Genomic DNA, 14960 nt, shown 5'->3' on the forward strand with positions numbered 1-14960 from the left:
GAACACGAAGGGGAGGGGTGTGGGGCCGGTGGCCGAGCAGGCACGGTGGACGAGGGCGCGACTGGGCAGCTGCGGCCCGCCGCTCGACCTGCTGACCGCCCGCTTCCAGCGACACGTCTACGCCCCGCACGCGCACGAGGAGTTCACCATCGGCGTCTGCGTCGGCGGCGCCGAGGTCATCGACTACCGCGGCGGCCGCATCCGCACCGGACCCGGCTCCATCATCGTCCTCGCCCCCGGCGAGATGCACACCGGCGGCCCCGCCACCAGCACCGACGGCTACGCCTACCGCGCCCTGTACGCCGACCCGGCGCTGCTCGCCGACGGCACCCTCGGCGGCGTACCGCACTTTCGCGAACCCGTCCTCGCCGACCCCGAACTCGCCGCCGCGTTCCGGCTCGCGCACACCGACCTGAGCGCCCGCCCCGACCCGCTGGAGGCCGAGTCCCGGCTGCCCTGGCTGCTCACCGCGCTGGCCCGCCGGCACTCCACGGCACGCCCGGCCCCCGACCTCGTACCGGGCGCCGCCGGCCTCGCCCGAGCGGTCCGCGACCGCCTGGCCGGTGAACTGACCGCCCCGCCCTCCCTCGCCGCCCTCGCCACCGACCTCGGCCTGTCCCGCTACCAACTCCTGCGGGCCTTCCGTACGACCATGGGTATACCCCCCTACGCCTGGCTCGCCCAGTACCGGGTGACCCGGGCGCGCGGCCTGCTGGAGGCCGGCCTGCGCCCCGCCGAGGTCGCCGCCCTCGTCGGCTTCGCCGACCAGGCGCACCTCACGCGCTGGTTCCGCCGGGTGCTCGGGGTGACCCCGGCGGCGTACCGCAACAGCGTTCAAGACGCCGCCCGGTGAGCGGGCCGAGACTCGGCGCATGACTGCACGCGGCTGGTTCCTGTTCTCCCTGATGGGAGTCGTCTGGGGCATCCCCTATCTGATGATCAAGGTGGCGGTGGACGCGGTGTCCCCGTCGATGGTGGTGTTCACGCGCTGCGCCCTCGGCGCGCTCCTCCTGCTCCCGTTCGCGCTCCGCCAGGGCGGCCTGACCGGGACCGTACGGGCGCACTGGCGGCCCATGCTGGCCTTCGCGTGCATCGAGATCATCGGCCCCTGGTTCACCCTGACCGACGCCGAGCGGAACCTGTCCAGCTCCACCGCGGGCCTGCTGATCGCGGGCGTCCCGATCGTGGGCGTGCTCCTCGCCAGGTTCTTCGGCGACGCGGAACGGCTGGGTGTCCGGCGGCTGACCGGGCTGGCGCTCGGCCTCGGCGGGGTCGTGGTGCTCACCGTCCCCCAGCTGACCGGCGGTGACGCCCGCTCCCTCGGCGAGGTGCTGCTGACGGTGCTGGGCTACGCCACGGCCCCGCTGATAGCCGCCCGCTGGCTCAAGGACGTACCGTCCCTGCACCTCACGGCGCCCTGCCTGGCCCTGGCCGCGCTGGTCTACGCTCCGGCCGCCGCCGTGTCCTGGCCGTCCGCCATGCCTTCCGCGCAGGTGCTGGCCGCGCTGGCCGGTCTGGGCGTGATCTGCACGGCCGTCGCCTTCGTCGCCTTCCTGGAACTGATCAAGGAGGTCGGCCCGACCCGGGCCACCGTCTTCACCTACGTCAACCCGGCGGTCGCGGTCGCGGCGGGCGCGCTGTTCCTGGACGAGCCGCTGACGGCCGGGATCACCGTGGCGTTCGCCCTGATCCTGGCCGGCTCGGTACTGGCCACGGCCGCCGGTCCGCGCCGCCCCGCACGCCCGGTAACATGGTCGACACGGCAGACGAGCCGGGCGGACGGCCGCGTGGAGTCCCCCTAGGGGGCTTCCCGAGGAACGTCCGGGCTCCACAGGGCAGGGTGGTGGCTAACGGCCACCCGGGGTGACCCGCGGGACAGTGCCACAGAAAACAGACCGCCCGGCGCTTCGGCGCCGGGTAAGGGTGAAACGGTGGTGTAAGAGACCACCAGTGCCCAGGGTGACCTGGGCAGCTAGGTAAACCCCACCCGGAGCAAGGTCAAGAGGGAGCACCCCGGTGTTCCTGCGCGGACGTTCGAGGGCTGCCCGCCCGAGTCCGCGGGTAGACCGCACGAGGCCGGTGGCAACACCGGCCCTAGATGGATGGCCGTCACCCCGGCCTCCGCGAGGACCCGGGGGACAGAACCCGGCGTATAGCCCTGCTCGTCTGCCGCTCTCTATTTCCGCAGGTCAGAGCCCATGTTCACTCGTTGAACAAACTGGCCGGGTCGAATCCGGGTCGAATCCGGACCGTGTAGGCGGGCGGCGACGCGGAGACATGCGGCTCGTATCGTCCGTCCTGTCCCCTTGATATGGGACATACAGGGTGTATGGGGCACCAGCCGGGTGCGGGATGGCCCCAAGTCAGTGGTCAGCGAGTGGGGACGCTTCGGGCGCCTTCGAAAGTATCGTCCGGCGTTTCTCCTTGCTGGAGAGCGGTGATCTGCGCTGGGTGCAAGTCATTCCGTCTGCTGGCGGCCCACAGAGCAATTCGGGAGCGGCGGGTGGACGTGGGCATCGCGGAAGCAGTCGAGCGGTAAGCCAGGGCCGTGCGCCAGCCGAGTCAACGCGCGTTCCCGGATCCGGTGGGCAATCAGCGCGGGGTGGCCCTGGCGAGTGTCATTATCACCGCTGGAGTGGTGTATTGACGGCCACTCGGTGATCTCGATTTGAGGCTATGCGGTGAGTTCGGTGGGCAGGGCGGTCTCGTCTGTTTCTGACTCGATCGGGTGGAGGCGGGCTTTGGTGAGGAGTTCGCGGCCCATGTAGCGGCGGGCCTCGGTCCACTCGTCGTTCTGCTCGGCCAGGACCGCGCCGCCGAGCCGGATCACGGCGGTGCGGTCGGGGAAGATGCCGACCACGTCGGTGCGCCGCCGGATCTCCTTGTTCAGCCGCTCCTGCGGATTGTTCGACCAGATCTGCCGCCAGATCTCGCGGGGGAAGGCGGTGAAGGCCAGCAGGTCATGCTGGGCGGCGTCCAAGTGGGCGGCGGCTTTGGGGAACTTGGCCTCCAGCGCGTCCAGGATGTGTGTCATCTGGGCCTTCACCGCGTTGGTGTCGGGCCGTTCGAAGACGGTTCGCAGCAGGGTGGCCACCCACGGCTGGGCCGATTTCGGAAAAGGCCCGGCATCCAGCGGGTGGTTGCGGGCCTCGATCACCGGCCGGGCCTGCTCCCACCCGGCGACCGGTCGGCCGACGAGTGTACTGACCGCGGTATCCCCCCCAGCACTCGCGGCACGGTGAACAGCGGCACCTGACCGCGTACCTGCGCTTCCATCCGTGAGCTGGACCGCCCGCGGCCGTGCCTCTGAAAAGGCCCAGAGACCACTCGGCGTCGTCCTCGGCACGGATCGCCACCAGGCAAAGCTTGCACAGCCCGTCCGTGTTGAAGTGCTCCACTATCGACGACTGTTCGCAAGGCGGCAGGGCGGTCGGTTTGCCGGCCGCGCCGTCCGGCGCCGTCTGCGCCAGGTGGTTCCGGAGAGCCCTACGCGGATCCGGCATGTCCGGCCGTTCATGCCGGTCTTACGAGACCGGTGTCGTAGGCGAAGATCACGGCTTGGACGCGGTCGCGAGCCCCGATCTTGGGGAGTATGCGAGTGATGTGGGATTTGACTGTGGACTCGGCGAGGTGAAGGCGTTCGGCGATCTCGCCGTTGGTCCAGCCCGTGGCGATGGCGGTGAGAACTTCACGCTCGCGGTCGCTGAGGTGGGCGAGGCGCTGTTGCTGCTGTGGGGAGTGGCCGGGCAGCCGGTCGCTGAAGGTGTCGATGAGTTTGCGGGTCAGGCCGGGGGAGATGACGGCGTCACCGGCGGCGACCGCCCGGACTCCGGCGACGAGCTCCTCGGGCAGGGCGTCTTTGAGGAGGAAGCCGCTTGCTCCGGCGCGCAGGGCTTCGTAGGCGTACTCGTCGAGGTCGAAGGTGGTCAGGACGAGGACACGGGAGCGTCCGCCCAAGTCCATGATTCGGCGGGTTGCTTCAATGCCGTCCATGCCGGGCATCCGGACGTCCATCAGGACGACGTCGGGGCGGAGTTCGGCGGTGAGGCGGACGGCTTCGGCCCCGACGCCCGCCTCACCGATGACCGTGATGTCGGGATGCTGTTCCATGAGCATGCTGAAGCCCATGCGCTGCAGAGCCTGGTCGTCGACGATGAGGATGGTGGTCATGCGGGGTTCTCCGGGAGAGGTGGGGCCGTCCCGCCTTCGGTGGAAGCGGGCTTAACAGGTGCGCTGCGGGGGATGAGGCGAGCATGGACGGTCCAGCCGCCGTGGGTGTTGGGACCGGCGGTGACGTCTCCCTGGTAGAGGGCGGCGCGTTGCCGCATGCCGACCAGGCCGCGACCGCCCGAGACGGTACGGCTGGCCGTGGCGGTACGAGAGGGGCCGGTGTCCTCGACGGTGATGTGCAGCGCGTCTGGGCGGAGTGTGAGAGAGACCCGGACGGAGGTGGTCGGGGCGGCGTACTTGACGGTGTTGGTCAGGGCTTCCTGGATGATGCGGTAGACGGTCAGTTGGAATCCTGGAGTCAGACTGGTGAGATCGCCGTGGATGGTGAGGTCGGCGGTGGGGCCGGCGGCCTGGACTCGCTCCAGTAGCGGGTTGAGATCGGCGAGGCCGGGCTGTGGGGCGAGGGGCGCGTCGGGGGGATGGTTCTTCGCCGTGCCGTTGTCCGGGCCGTGGTCGATGACGGCGAGCAGACGGCGCAGTTCCGCCAGGGCGTCCCGGCCGCTTGAGCTGATGATGCGCAGTGTCTGGGCACCGCGTTCTGGTCTGGCTTCAGTGAGCCCGGCGGCTCCGTCTGCGAGGCCGACGATCACGGCGAGGGTGTGGCCGAGGATGTCGTGCATCTCGCGGGAGATGCGGGTACGTTCCTCGGCGGCGGCGAGCTGAGCTTCGTGGGCGCGCTGTTTTTTCAGGGCAATGGTGTAGGCGTCGGCCAGGCGGACCATCAGGCCGAGCGCGGCGAACGACGCCATGGCAACCATCACGATCAGCGTGGTGACCTCAGGGCGTGTGGCGTATTCCAGTTGATCGCCGTTCCAGAAGACGTAGGCCCACGCGGCAAGCTGGACGGTGGTGACACCGACGGCGAGCATGATCTGGCGTGGGGAACAGAACCGGCCCACATTGAACAGGGCCACCACCCGTGCGACCTCGGCTCCGGTCAGCACGCCGAACGGGAGGGCAACGACCGAGGCGGCGGTGGTGAGGGCGAAGACCAGCATGGGCCGTCGCTCCCGCCACAGCAGTGGGACGGTGAAGGCGAGGATCAACGGAAGTTTCTCGTCGCCCACGTTGTAGGGGTTGAGGTAGGAGTCGACGCCCGCCAGGGTGCACAGGGCCGGCACTCCCCAACGCCGGATGCGGGGGTGCGCCCGCTCGGCACGACGCCAGACGGCCAGTCGGGCCATGACCGACACGATCACGCTCTGCTCCGGGTCATCGGTCAGAGTCTCCAGAAGCCGGTGATGGTCCGGGCGCCCGGACGAGGGGGAGCTGGGTCTGGTCACGGGACGGGTCCTCGTTGGTCGGGGCCGTCCGCCAGCCTTCAGAGGAGTGGTCCAGCGGACGGGCCAGGGTGACAGGATGGGCTCAGTTGCTTTCGTCCTGGCCGGCGTCGCCGGTGCGCCGAGGGAAGGGCAGGCCCCGGGGCTGTCGTAGTGCTGCGGGGGGCGGCGGAGCCGTGTCCGTCGTACCGGTGAGGGACGGGGCCTCGGTGCCCACGCTGGCAAGAACCGGCTCGCGGAGGATGAGGGTCGCCGAGGAGTCTTGTCGAGCCAGCGCCTTGCGTAGCTTCTCACCCTCGACGTCAACATCCGGCATAGCCCGGTCGAGCCACTTCGGCAGGACCCAGGAGCGGTGTCCGAGCAGGACCATGACTGCGGGGACGATGGTCATCCTGACGACGAAGGCGTCGAAGAGAACAGCGGAGGCGAGCCCGAGGCCGATGGACTTGATGAGGGCCGCGTCGTCGAGAAGGAACCCGGAAAAGACGGAGATCATGATGACGGCGGCAGCGGTGACGACGCGGGCGCTGTGCCGGAAACCTCCGACGATCGCTTGCGTCGGGGAGGCACCGTGGACGTACTCCTCGCGCATCCGGGTCACGAGGAAGACTTCGTAGTCCATGGCGAGACCGAAGACGACACCGATCAACAGGATGGGCAGCATGCTGACGATCGGACCGGTCTGGTCGATACCGAAGAGGTCCTTCATCCAGCCCCACTGAAAGACCGCGACCAGCAGACCGAGAGTGGCGGTCACACTGAGAAGGAAGCCGAGGGCCGCCTTGAGCGGGACCAGGATCGAGCGGAAGACAAGCATCAGTAGGACAAGCGCCATGCCTACGACGATGGCCAGGTAGGGGATGAGCGCTTGGAAAAGCTTGGTGGAGACGTCTATGTTGACGGCGGTGAAGCCGGTGACCATCAGGTCAGCGCCGGACTCCTTTTGGAGGGCGCTGCTCTGGTCGCGGATGTCGGTGACGAGGTCCTTGGTGGCCTGACTGCTGGGCTCGCTCTTGGGGATGGCGCCGATCAGCGCCACGTTGCCCGCCTCGTTGAAGGTGGGCTTACTCGTTTCGGCGAGGTCCCCCATCTTGCTCAGCAAGGTGCTCGCCTGCGCGGCGGCGGCCTCGGGGTCGTTGCTGTCGCGGGCGTCGACGACGACGGTGAGCGGGCCGCTGAAGCCGGGCCCGAAGCCCTTGCTGAGGGTGTCGTAGGCGACGCGCTGGGTGGAGCCCGGCGGCTTCATGGAGTCGTCGGGCAGCGCCAGCCGCAGGGAAGTCGCGGGCAGTGCGAGCAGTCCTAGGCCGAGGACGGACACCGCGAGAACCTTGAGAGGGTTGCGGGTGACGAACCTCGCCCAGCGCACCCCCATCGTCTGCCCGCCCTCGCCGCGTTCCGCGGACTTCATCCGGCGGGTCAGCATCCTGTTGCTCATGATCCGCTTCCCGGCGAAGCCGAGGACGGCGGGCAGCAGGGTCAGCGCGATGAGGACGGCGACGGCGACGGCGAACGCGGAGGCGAGGCCCATCGAGGTGAGTGAGGCGATACCGATGACGCTCAGGCCGCCGAGGGCGACGATCACGGTAAGACCGGCGAAGACGACCGCCGACCCGGCGGTGCCCAGAGCACGGCCGGCTGCTTCTTCGGGGTCGTGGCCGTCACGCACCTCGGTGCGGTAGCGGGAGACGATGAACAGGGCGTAGTCGATGGCGACTGCCAGACCCAGCATGAGCGCCAGCGTGGATGCCTGCGAGGACATGTCCCAGATCTGGGTGGCGATGGTGATGCACAGGACCGCCGTCCCGACCCCGAGGATCGCGGTGAGCAGCGGCAGCCCGGCCGCGACCAGTGAACCGAAGGTGATCACGAGGGCGACGGCGGCTACCGCGAGGCCGAGCAGTTCGGCCAGCTTGCTGGACGCCTTGTCCTCGACGGCGTTGCCGCCCAGGCTCACGGTCAGTCCGGCCTGTTGGCCCTGCTGGACAAGCTCGGCCTGGGCCTCGTACGCGGCCCGACTGATTTCGGCCTGAGCGACCTTGTAAGTGACCTGGGCGTAGGCGATGGTGCCTGAGGTGCTGACCTGGCCGTCTGCGAAGGGTGCGGAGACGCCGGCGACTTGCGGTGACCCCGTCAGCTTCGCCACCAGGGACTCGATCTCTGCCTTGTTCTCCGCGGAGGTGAGCTTCTGACCGGCCGGGGCCTCGAAGACGATGCGGGCGGTCGCTCCGTCGGCGGACGCCTGCGGGAACTCTTTCTGCAGCAGGTCGATCGCCTGCTGCGACTGGGTGCCCGGCAGGCTGAGTCCGTCGGTGGTAGTGCCTGAGGAGCTGAAGGCTCCGATGCCGACGGCAGCCAGAACGACGATCCACAGGCTCAGGAAGAGGCGTCGGCGCCGGAAGGCCAATCGGCCGAGCCGATAGAGGAAGGTGGCCACGGATTACTCCCAGGAGGAGGGCTTGAGGGACTTGGGGCCTGACTGACCCGTGACCTCACGCTAGGAGCCGATCTCAGCGACCTTGGCCCCCCACGGTGGTCAATCCGGGGTGAGCGATTAGGACCGTGGTATGAACCGTCGCTCTCCAACCTCCTGCGAAGGTCGTAGAGCAATGCCGGTGACCTGCGATTTCGTCCATGGCATGGAAAACCCCGGCAAAAACGGGGGGATGGCAATCCGAGGGAACACAGCTAACCTTCCCTAGGTCGCCACGACATAGGTGCGTGACCGTGTTCCGGCCCCCACGCTCGCGCCGCGGCACACGACAGGACTTTGAGCCCGTCCCGGCTGTGCTGCCCCGTCCGTAGGCGCACGCCGCTTCGCGACCCCCACAGGAGAACCTCATGACCGCCACCGCCGCAGCCGACGACACCGCTGGCCTTCCCGCCTACCCCGGCAAGCGCACCGGGCGCTGCCCCTTCGACCCGCCCACCGCATACACAGGTTGGCGTCAGGGTGAAGGACTCCAGCGGGTACGGACATCGCACGGCAAGGCTGCCTGGGTGGCCACCCGCTTCGACGATGCCAAGGTCGTGCTGAGCGATGCCCGGTTCAGCGCGGACGTCCGCCGCTTTCCCCAGCTGACCGTCAGTGTCCAGAGCGCGCAGGGGCCGCAGCCCTTTCCTCGGACAGATGACCCCGAACACGCCCGTATCCGCCGCCAGTTCACCGGCGAGTTCACTGTCAAGCGGATGGAGGCGCTGCGCCCGGCCGTCCGTGAACTGATCGACGGCATCCTCGACGAGATGATCGGCCGGGAAGAGCGGCCGGTGGACCTCATCCAGCACTTCGCGCTGCCCGTGCCGTCGTTGGTCATCTCTCTGCTGCTCGGCGTGCCGTACGAGGACCACGCCTTCTTCCAGGAGCACAGTGCCGTTCTCACCCGCAGCTTTGCCACGCGGGAGGAGAAGACGGCCGCCAGCGGGGCTCTCAACGACTACATGCTGAAGCTGGCGCACCGCAAACAGCGCGAGCCGGGCGACGACCTCGTCAGCCGGGTACTCGGCGTCGGCGAACTCAGCCCGGAGGAGGTCGCGGTCAACGGCAAGGTCCTACTGCTCGCCGGACACGAGACCACCGCGAACATGATCGGCCTGAGCGTCACGGCGCTGCTGGAGAATCCCGAACAAGCGGCCCGGATCCGCAACAGCGACGATCCCCGGCTCACGGCGGGCGCCATCGACGAACTCCTGCGGTACCTGTCCATTCCGCAGGACCTCATCCACCGCGTCGCCACGGAGGACCTCACGCTCGGCGGACAGCACGTCAGTGCGGGCGACCTCGTCACCGTCAGCCTGCCCGCTGCCAACCGCGACGACAGATTCGCCGACGCCGACGTCCTCGACCTCGACCGGCGCCTTCCGCCCGGCGGGCACCTCGCCTTCGGCCATGGCATCCACCAGTGCCTCGGCCAGTCCCTGGCCCGCGTCGAGCTGCAAGAAGCTCTCACCCTCCTGCTGCGCCGGCTTCCCGGCCTGCTCCTTGCGGTGCCGATGGCCGAGGTCAAGTTCCGGCATGAGATGGCCGCCTTTGGCGTCCATGAACTGCCCGTCACCTGGTAACCCTCCGCCCCCGGACGAAAGAGCCCCCATGCACGTGCAACTCGACCAGCCCAAATGCGTCGCCGCCGGGCAGTGCGTCGTGGCCGCCCCCGACGTCTTCGACCAGCGTGACGACGACGGCGTTGCCATCCTGCTGACCGCGCACCCGGGAAGGCACCTTTACGACGAGGTCCGCGAAGCCGTCGCTGTCTGCCCTGCCGCCGCGATCGCGCTGGTGGAACAGTGAGGAACATCGTCATCGTCGGTGCCGGAGCCGCAGGGCTCGCCGCTGCCGAGACACTCCGCCGCGAAGGCTACGACGGCACGCTCACCCTCGTCGGACAAGAGCCGAGCCTGCCCTACGACCGTCCCCCGCTCTCCAAACAGATCCTCGCCGGCCAGTGGGAACCGGAGCGCATCACCCTGCGCGCCCCGGACTCCTTCGCTGCCCTCGACCTCGACTGGCGCCCGGGAAGGCCGGCCACCCAGCTTGACACGGTGAACAAGGGCGTGATCCTGGCCGATGCAACACAGGTGCCCTACGACGGACTCGTCATCGCGACCGGCGTACGGGCCCGGCCGCTACCCGGCACCGGGGCCCATGTGCTGCGCACCCTCGACGACGCCCTCGCGCTGCGCCGATGTCTTGCCCCCGGCCGTCGGCTGGTGATCGTAGGCGCCGGTTTCCTCGGATCAGAGGCCGCCGCCGTCGCCCGGAGCCTTGGCTGCGAGGTGACCCTCCTGGAGCCGACACCGGTCCCACTCGCCCACGCGGTCGGTCCCGAGGTCGGCCAGCTCCTCGCCCAGGCCCACTTCGACCACGGAGTAGACGTGCGGACCGGCGTCACAGTCACCGAGACCAGACCGGACGGTGTATACCTGGCCGGCGGCGAACTGGTCCCGGCCGATGCGGTCCTGGTCGCCATCGGTTCAACACCGAACACCCAGTGGCTGATCGGCAGCGGACTCGACGTCCATGACGGCGTTGCCTGCGACCGTTACGGCGAGGCCGCACCGACGGTCTACGCGGCCGGGGACGTCGCCCACTGGTACAACCCGCTCTTCGATGCCTCGATGCGGATCGAGCACCGCACCAGCGCTGCCGAGCAGGGCATGACCGTCGCCCGCAACCTCATGCGCCCCGAGAGCCGCAAGCCTTTCCCGTCGGTCCCCTACTTCTGGTCCCACCAGTACGACCTGCGTATCCAGGCATACGGTCACCTGCGCGGCCACAGCGAGATGGCCATCGTCGAGGGCAACCTGACGGAACGCCGCTTCGTGGCCGCTTACCGCAAGGACGACCGGGTGGTCGGCGCACTCGCCATCGGCATGCCCCCCAAGGTGATCCGGCAGTGGCGCCAGGCCATCGCCGACCGCGCCACCTGGCAAGACGCCGTGCTCTCCACAACAGTCACCACCAAGGGCTGAGCCCTCCCCAGGAGACCCCCACATGAGCTACGGCCTGCACCAGATGCCAGTCCTGTGGTGACCGAGCTTCGGCAGGAGCCGGGCACACCAGCTCCCTCACCGCCCCGAGGGTCCCGACCCACCTTCGTCTTCTGCTGCCTGGCACTGGCCGGGTTGGTGTTCGCGATGCTCCAGTCGCTCATCACCCCAGCCATCCCCGTCATCGCGGACGCACTGGACACGCCCACCGCCGATATCGGCTGGCTCGTCACCGCCTACCTGCTCGCCGCCGCGATCGCGACCCCGGTCGCAGGCCGGCTCGGTGACATATTCGGCCGCCGCCGAGTACTTCTCATCGTCCTGTCCCTACTGATCTGCGGAACCCTGATCGCGGCACTGTCCGACAGCCTCGCCGTCCTGCTGGTCGGGCGGGCCGTACAGGGCTGCGGAGGAGCGGTGCTGCCGCTCGCTTTCGGCATCGTTCGCGACGAGCTCCCTCCCGAGCGCGTCGGCTTCGCCATCGGGCTGCTGTCGTCCCTGCTTGGCTCCGGCGCTGCGCTCGGCAGCGTCCTCGCCGGACCCATCGTCGATCACCTGTCCTGGCACTGGCTGTTCTGGATCCCCCTGCTCCTGCTCCTGCTCGCCGCCGCAGGCATCGTGTACGGGGTCCCGCACTCCACCTCCCGCACCCCCAGCACGGTCCACTGGACCGGCGCGATCCTGCTGTCGACGGGACTGGGCTGCCTGCTCCTGGCGCTCAGTAAGGGAGGCGGCTGGGGTTGGGAGAGCAAGACGACACTCGGCCTGTCCGGCGGCGCGGTCATCGCGTTCACCGCGTGGGCGATGGCCGAACGCCGGGCCCGAGAACCACTGGTCGACACCCGGATGCTGGTACGGCGAGGCGTATGGACGACCAACACCGTCGGCATCGCCTTCGGCATAGTCACCTTCGGCTCCTCACTGCTCATCCCTCTCCTGCTGCAACTGCCCGTCGATACCGGCTACGGCCTGGGCAGGTCCGTCAGCGAATCCGGGCTCTACCTGCTGCCCGCGACCATCGCGATGATCGTCTTCGCCCCGATCTCGGGCGCTCTGCACCGCCACTTCGGCGCCAAATGGCTTCTCGTCCTCGGTACGGGCATGGCTCTGTCCGGGTTCGCCTGGCTCGCGCTCGCCCACGCCACCACCTGGCACATGCTGACCGGAGTCTGCCTCATGGGCATCGGTATCGGCCTTGCCTCCTCCGCCATGACCAACGCCCTGCTCACCGCCGTGTCACCAGCCCAGAGCAGCGCCGCCACCAGCCTCAACACCCTCGCCCGCACCATCGGCGGCAGCATAGGCACCGCTGCTCTCACCGCCGTCCTCGCCTCGGACACCACTGCAGGCGTCCCGGCAGAGACCGGTTTCACCTACGGCTTCGGGATCTGCGCCGCAGCGCTCACCGTGGCCCTCATCAGCGCCATCGCCCTGCCAGCTGATCGGCCCCGCGCGAACTGAACGCCTCGTCTCCCCCCCCCATACGTCGAAGGGACGTCCTTCATGTTCTCCAGCGTGCTCGACTGGCTCCAGTCGTCACCGCAGCCCGTGGTCCTGGCGGGAGCTGGATTAATCGCCCTCGGCGAAGCCATCGTCGGTATCGGACTCGTCCTCCCCGGTGAGGCGGCCATGCTGATCGCCGCCTCCACCATCGACTCCATCCCCAAATTCCTGCTCCTGTGGGCGGTCGCCGCGCTGTGCTCCATCACGGGTAACGTCATCGGCTTCGAACTGGGCCGGCGCATCGGCCCTGGCCTGCGCGAGACCAAACTCATCCGCAAACGCGGCGCCGAAGGCTGGGACAAGGCAACCGAAATGCTGCGCAGCCGGGGCACCTGGGCCATCTTCCTCGGACGCCTCATCCCCCTCGTGCGCGGCTTCGTACCCGCCGTGGCGGGCGTCGCCGGCATGTCCTACCGCAAGTTCCTCCCGCCGATCGCTGCTGGCGCCGTCATCTCCACCGTGCTGCCCCTGCTGTTCGCCCTCGGCGTCGTCGCGAGTCTGGGCAGCGTCGGCGGAGTAGCCGCAGTAGGTGGACTGATGCTTCTCATTGCCGCGATCATCGTCATCCGCAGGCGTCTTGGGGCACGGTCAGAAAAGACCGCTTCCGACGCGGCCATCTCCCGGCCAACGGCCGAACCGGAGCCCTCCCACGAGCCGACTCACTGAGCGCGCCTGAGCCTGCTAACCAGTGCTGTCGACCGGCCCCGCCTCCGCCACGACATCGGCACGTACCTGGGCCAGCCACACCCGGTCCATGTTGAGCCGCGCCGTCCCGTAATCGAGCACTCGGCGGCCCCAGCCTCCCGTCCGCGCCTGCGCCAGCCCGGCGACATGCTCCCGCCTGCGCTCCAAAACGGCATCCTGGGCATCGAGGATCCGCAGGCGTTCACCGGTGGTCAGCAGGTCGAAGTGCAGCACCCGAGCCAGGAACTCCTTCCTGTTGTCCGTGGTGTCCTCAGGAGGCTCGGCCAGCAAGTCGTGCAGGACTTCCCGGCCGGCGTCGGTGATCGAGTAGACGTGGCGGGTCGGGACGCCCGGGAGCTTCTCGGTACGGCGGCGCACCGAATCAGCCTCGACGAACCGCCGCAGGCGTGGATAGAGGGAGTCGTTCGACAGGCTTCGACCAGTCGCCGCCTCGATCTCCCGGCGCAACTCGTAGCCGTGCAACGGTCTTCGCGTCAGCTCGGCCAGCAGCAGGATCTCAATCCACATGGAGGGATGCTACGACCACCCGCCCGCCCATCGCTCCAGACCCGGTGTCGCACCCGACGGAGACCCGAACGATCGGCGAGGAACCCGAGGTCCAGCACCGCGACACTCGGCTCCCGCCCTAGGTTGTCACCGCTGGCCCGCCATACAGCTCGTGCCTGCCTGTCCTGCCAGCACCAGTTGCCTGCCCGCCAAGAGGACAGTTCCGGCGAGGCGCGCCCCTGGCAGGACGCGCCCGAGGAGAGATCCCGCCCATGACCCTGCGCATCGGCTGCACAGCCGACGACTCCACGATCAGCAAGGACACCCTGGTCGCGGTCAGCGACGAGGGAACTGCGCGAGCCTTCCCCGAAGTCGCGACTGGAGCCGCGCAGCAGCCGGACGCCACCGTCCCTCTACGGGTTTTGTGAGCTGCACAGCAGTCGCAGGCACTCGGTGTCTCAGGCCGCGCGCCTCGCACATGCTTGAAATCTCGACCTTCGCCACAGGCTCCTGGCCAGCTTCAGGAAGCCGGGATGGCACTTGACTCTTCCCTCTGACGAGCTAGTAGGCCGGAGGCGGTCACTGCTGTCGTGCGGCGCACCAGGTCGGTGAAGTCCGGGCGCATAGCCGCCAGGGCAGGATCGGAGGCGTAGGCGGCCAGCATGGCGTCCGAGGGACGGCTGCACTGCCAGGCGGTCATGGTCATCAGCAGTGTCGTCTCCACCAGAGCGGCGCTGCCTTGGGCGCCGAGTTCGGGTATGTGGCACTGGACCAGTCGAACCAGGCTCTGCAGTGACTTCCGGGCGGCGTGCTTGTGCCGGATGCCAGCCTCGGCGGAGATGTTCTGCTCCAGCACCGCGCCCTGCGCGCTGAGCAGGTCGCACAGTACCGGCCGCTGCGCCAATGAGGTGGCCAGGGTGTCGGCCAGTAGGTCTCCACGCTCTCGGGCTGAGCCTTCACCGGTCGGATGCAGGCGTTCCAGCTCAGCGATCCAGTCATTGATCTCGGTCTCAAGCAGGTCGAGCAGGACCGCCTCGCGGGACTCGAAGTAGCGCAGCACGTTCGGCTTGGCCAAGCCGACGCGACGGCTCAGTTCGTTCAGGCTCAGCTTCGCGACCGGCATCTCGGCCAGCATCGCGGCCGCGGTGTCCAGGATCTGGCGTCGTCGCTGGCTGCGTTGTTCGTCGGTGCGGGCACGTTGGAAGGTCACACCCCCATGTTACAAACCGGCGGTACTTTGCAAAGTTACCGGTGGTCCGTTACGGTGGGCGAGAG

General features: G+C 68.8%; 12 protein-coding genes, 1 other RNA gene and 2 pseudogenes. 9 read left to right on the plus strand and 6 right to left on the minus strand.

The genetic code is table 11. From position 1 onward, the window contains the following. The first annotated feature begins 28 nt into the window (after positions 1 to 28). From CTZ28_RS03545 to rnpB, 3 genes and pseudogenes are all read left to right on the plus strand, one after another. A complete protein-coding gene (locus CTZ28_RS03545; protein WP_121888088.1) occupies positions 29 to 853 on the plus strand; it encodes an AraC family transcriptional regulator in 825 nt (274 codons plus the stop codon). A gap of 82 nt (positions 854 to 935) precedes the next feature. Next, positions 936 to 1652 (plus strand): annotated as a pseudogene (locus CTZ28_RS49445) (DMT family transporter); the annotation flags it as partial. 115 nt (positions 1653 to 1767) lie between these two features. Beyond that, an RNA gene (gene rnpB / locus CTZ28_RS03560) (RNase P RNA component class A) lies at positions 1768 to 2169 on the plus strand. A 505-nt stretch (positions 2170 to 2674) separates the two neighbouring features. Here the strand turns inward: rnpB and CTZ28_RS03565 are convergent. The 4 genes and pseudogenes from CTZ28_RS03565 to CTZ28_RS03580 all read right to left on the minus strand — a co-directional run. Next, a pseudogene (locus tag CTZ28_RS03565) lies at positions 2675 to 3187 on the minus strand (transposase); the annotation flags it as partial. 326 nt (positions 3188 to 3513) lie between these two features. Continuing rightward, positions 3514 to 4170, minus strand: coding sequence for a response regulator (locus tag CTZ28_RS03570; protein WP_121887731.1), 657 nt, complete (start codon positions 4168 to 4170; stop codon positions 3514 to 3516). Continuing rightward, positions 4167 to 5513 carry a sensor histidine kinase gene (locus CTZ28_RS03575; protein ID WP_121887732.1) on the minus strand — a complete coding sequence of 449 codons (1347 nt, stop codon included), beginning with the start codon at positions 5511 to 5513 and terminating at the stop codon, positions 4167 to 4169. The genes CTZ28_RS03570 and CTZ28_RS03575 overlap by 4 nt, the downstream gene beginning before the upstream one ends. Before the next feature lie 82 nt (positions 5514 to 5595). Further along, a complete protein-coding gene (locus tag CTZ28_RS03580) occupies positions 5596 to 7944 on the minus strand; it encodes an MMPL family transporter (RefSeq protein WP_121887733.1) in 2349 nt (782 codons plus the stop codon). A 404-nt stretch (positions 7945 to 8348) separates the two neighbouring features. Here CTZ28_RS03580 and CTZ28_RS03585 point away from each other — a divergent pair, with 404 nt between their 5' ends. The 5 genes from CTZ28_RS03585 to CTZ28_RS03605 are packed head-to-tail and all read left to right on the plus strand — an operon-like array spanning position 8349 to position 13160. After that, a complete protein-coding gene (locus CTZ28_RS03585; protein WP_121887734.1) occupies positions 8349 to 9566 on the plus strand; it encodes a cytochrome P450 in 1218 nt (405 codons plus the stop codon). A gap of 28 nt (positions 9567 to 9594) precedes the next feature. Beyond that, positions 9595 to 9792, plus strand: a complete 198-nt coding sequence (locus tag CTZ28_RS03590; protein ID WP_121887735.1) for a ferredoxin — start codon at positions 9595 to 9597, stop codon at positions 9790 to 9792. Continuing rightward, positions 9789 to 10973: an NAD(P)/FAD-dependent oxidoreductase gene (locus tag CTZ28_RS03595; RefSeq protein ID WP_121887736.1), complete on the plus strand. Its 1185-nt coding sequence runs from the start codon at positions 9789 to 9791 to the stop codon at positions 10971 to 10973. Before CTZ28_RS03590 ends, CTZ28_RS03595 begins: the two co-directional genes overlap by 4 nt. Positions 10974 to 11030: 57 nt before the next feature. Next, on the plus strand, positions 11031 to 12452 hold the full coding sequence (locus tag CTZ28_RS03600; RefSeq protein ID WP_259471460.1) for an MFS transporter: 1422 nt from the start codon (positions 11031 to 11033) through the stop codon (positions 12450 to 12452). A gap of 42 nt (positions 12453 to 12494) precedes the next feature. Continuing rightward, complete coding sequence (locus CTZ28_RS03605) at positions 12495 to 13160, plus strand: DedA family protein (protein WP_121887738.1); 666 nt, start codon at positions 12495 to 12497, stop codon at positions 13158 to 13160. Between the two features lie 15 nt (positions 13161 to 13175). On the opposite strand, the gene CTZ28_RS03610 is transcribed toward CTZ28_RS03605, so the two are convergent. Beyond that, positions 13176 to 13706, minus strand: a complete 531-nt coding sequence (locus CTZ28_RS03610; protein ID WP_121887739.1) for a PadR family transcriptional regulator — start codon at positions 13704 to 13706, stop codon at positions 13176 to 13178. Between the two features lie 251 nt (positions 13707 to 13957). Between CTZ28_RS03610 and CTZ28_RS46830 the strand changes: the two genes are divergently transcribed. Then, positions 13958 to 14113 (plus strand): hypothetical protein, encoded by a 156-nt coding sequence (locus tag CTZ28_RS46830; RefSeq protein ID WP_183154255.1) that lies wholly within the window; start codon positions 13958 to 13960, stop codon positions 14111 to 14113. Positions 14114 to 14205: 92 nt separating this feature from the next. Here the strand turns inward: CTZ28_RS46830 and CTZ28_RS03615 are convergent, their stop codons facing one another. Beyond that, positions 14206 to 14895 (minus strand): TetR/AcrR family transcriptional regulator, encoded by a 690-nt coding sequence (locus tag CTZ28_RS03615; protein ID WP_220795303.1) that lies wholly within the window; start codon positions 14893 to 14895, stop codon positions 14206 to 14208. Between the last annotated feature and the right edge of the window lie 65 nt (positions 14896 to 14960).

It is taken from the genome of Streptomyces shenzhenensis, assembly GCF_003688995.1.
Lineage (GTDB): Bacteria > Actinomycetota > Actinomycetes > Streptomycetales > Streptomycetaceae > Streptomyces > Streptomyces shenzhenensis_A.

What these genes read in the sequence shown, in the direction of transcription:
- CTZ28_RS03585 (WP_121887734.1), top strand. Translation starts at nt 8,349, where the DNA reads ATGACCGCCACCGCCGCAGCCGACGACACCGCTGGCCTTCCCGCCTAC.
- CTZ28_RS03605 (WP_121887738.1), top strand. Translation starts at nt 12,495, where the DNA reads ATGTTCTCCAGCGTGCTCGACTGGCTCCAGTCGTCACCGCAGCCCGTG.
- CTZ28_RS03590 (WP_121887735.1), top strand. Translation starts at nt 9,595, where the DNA reads ATGCACGTGCAACTCGACCAGCCCAAATGCGTCGCCGCCGGGCAGTGC.
- CTZ28_RS03610 (WP_121887739.1), bottom strand. Translation starts at nt 13,706, where the DNA reads ATGTGGATTGAGATCCTGCTGCTGGCCGAGCTGACGCGAAGACCGTTG.
- CTZ28_RS03570 (WP_121887731.1), bottom strand. Translation starts at nt 4,170, where the DNA reads ATGACCACCATCCTCATCGTCGACGACCAGGCTCTGCAGCGCATGGGC.
- CTZ28_RS46830 (WP_183154255.1), top strand. Translation starts at nt 13,958, where the DNA reads ATGACCCTGCGCATCGGCTGCACAGCCGACGACTCCACGATCAGCAAG.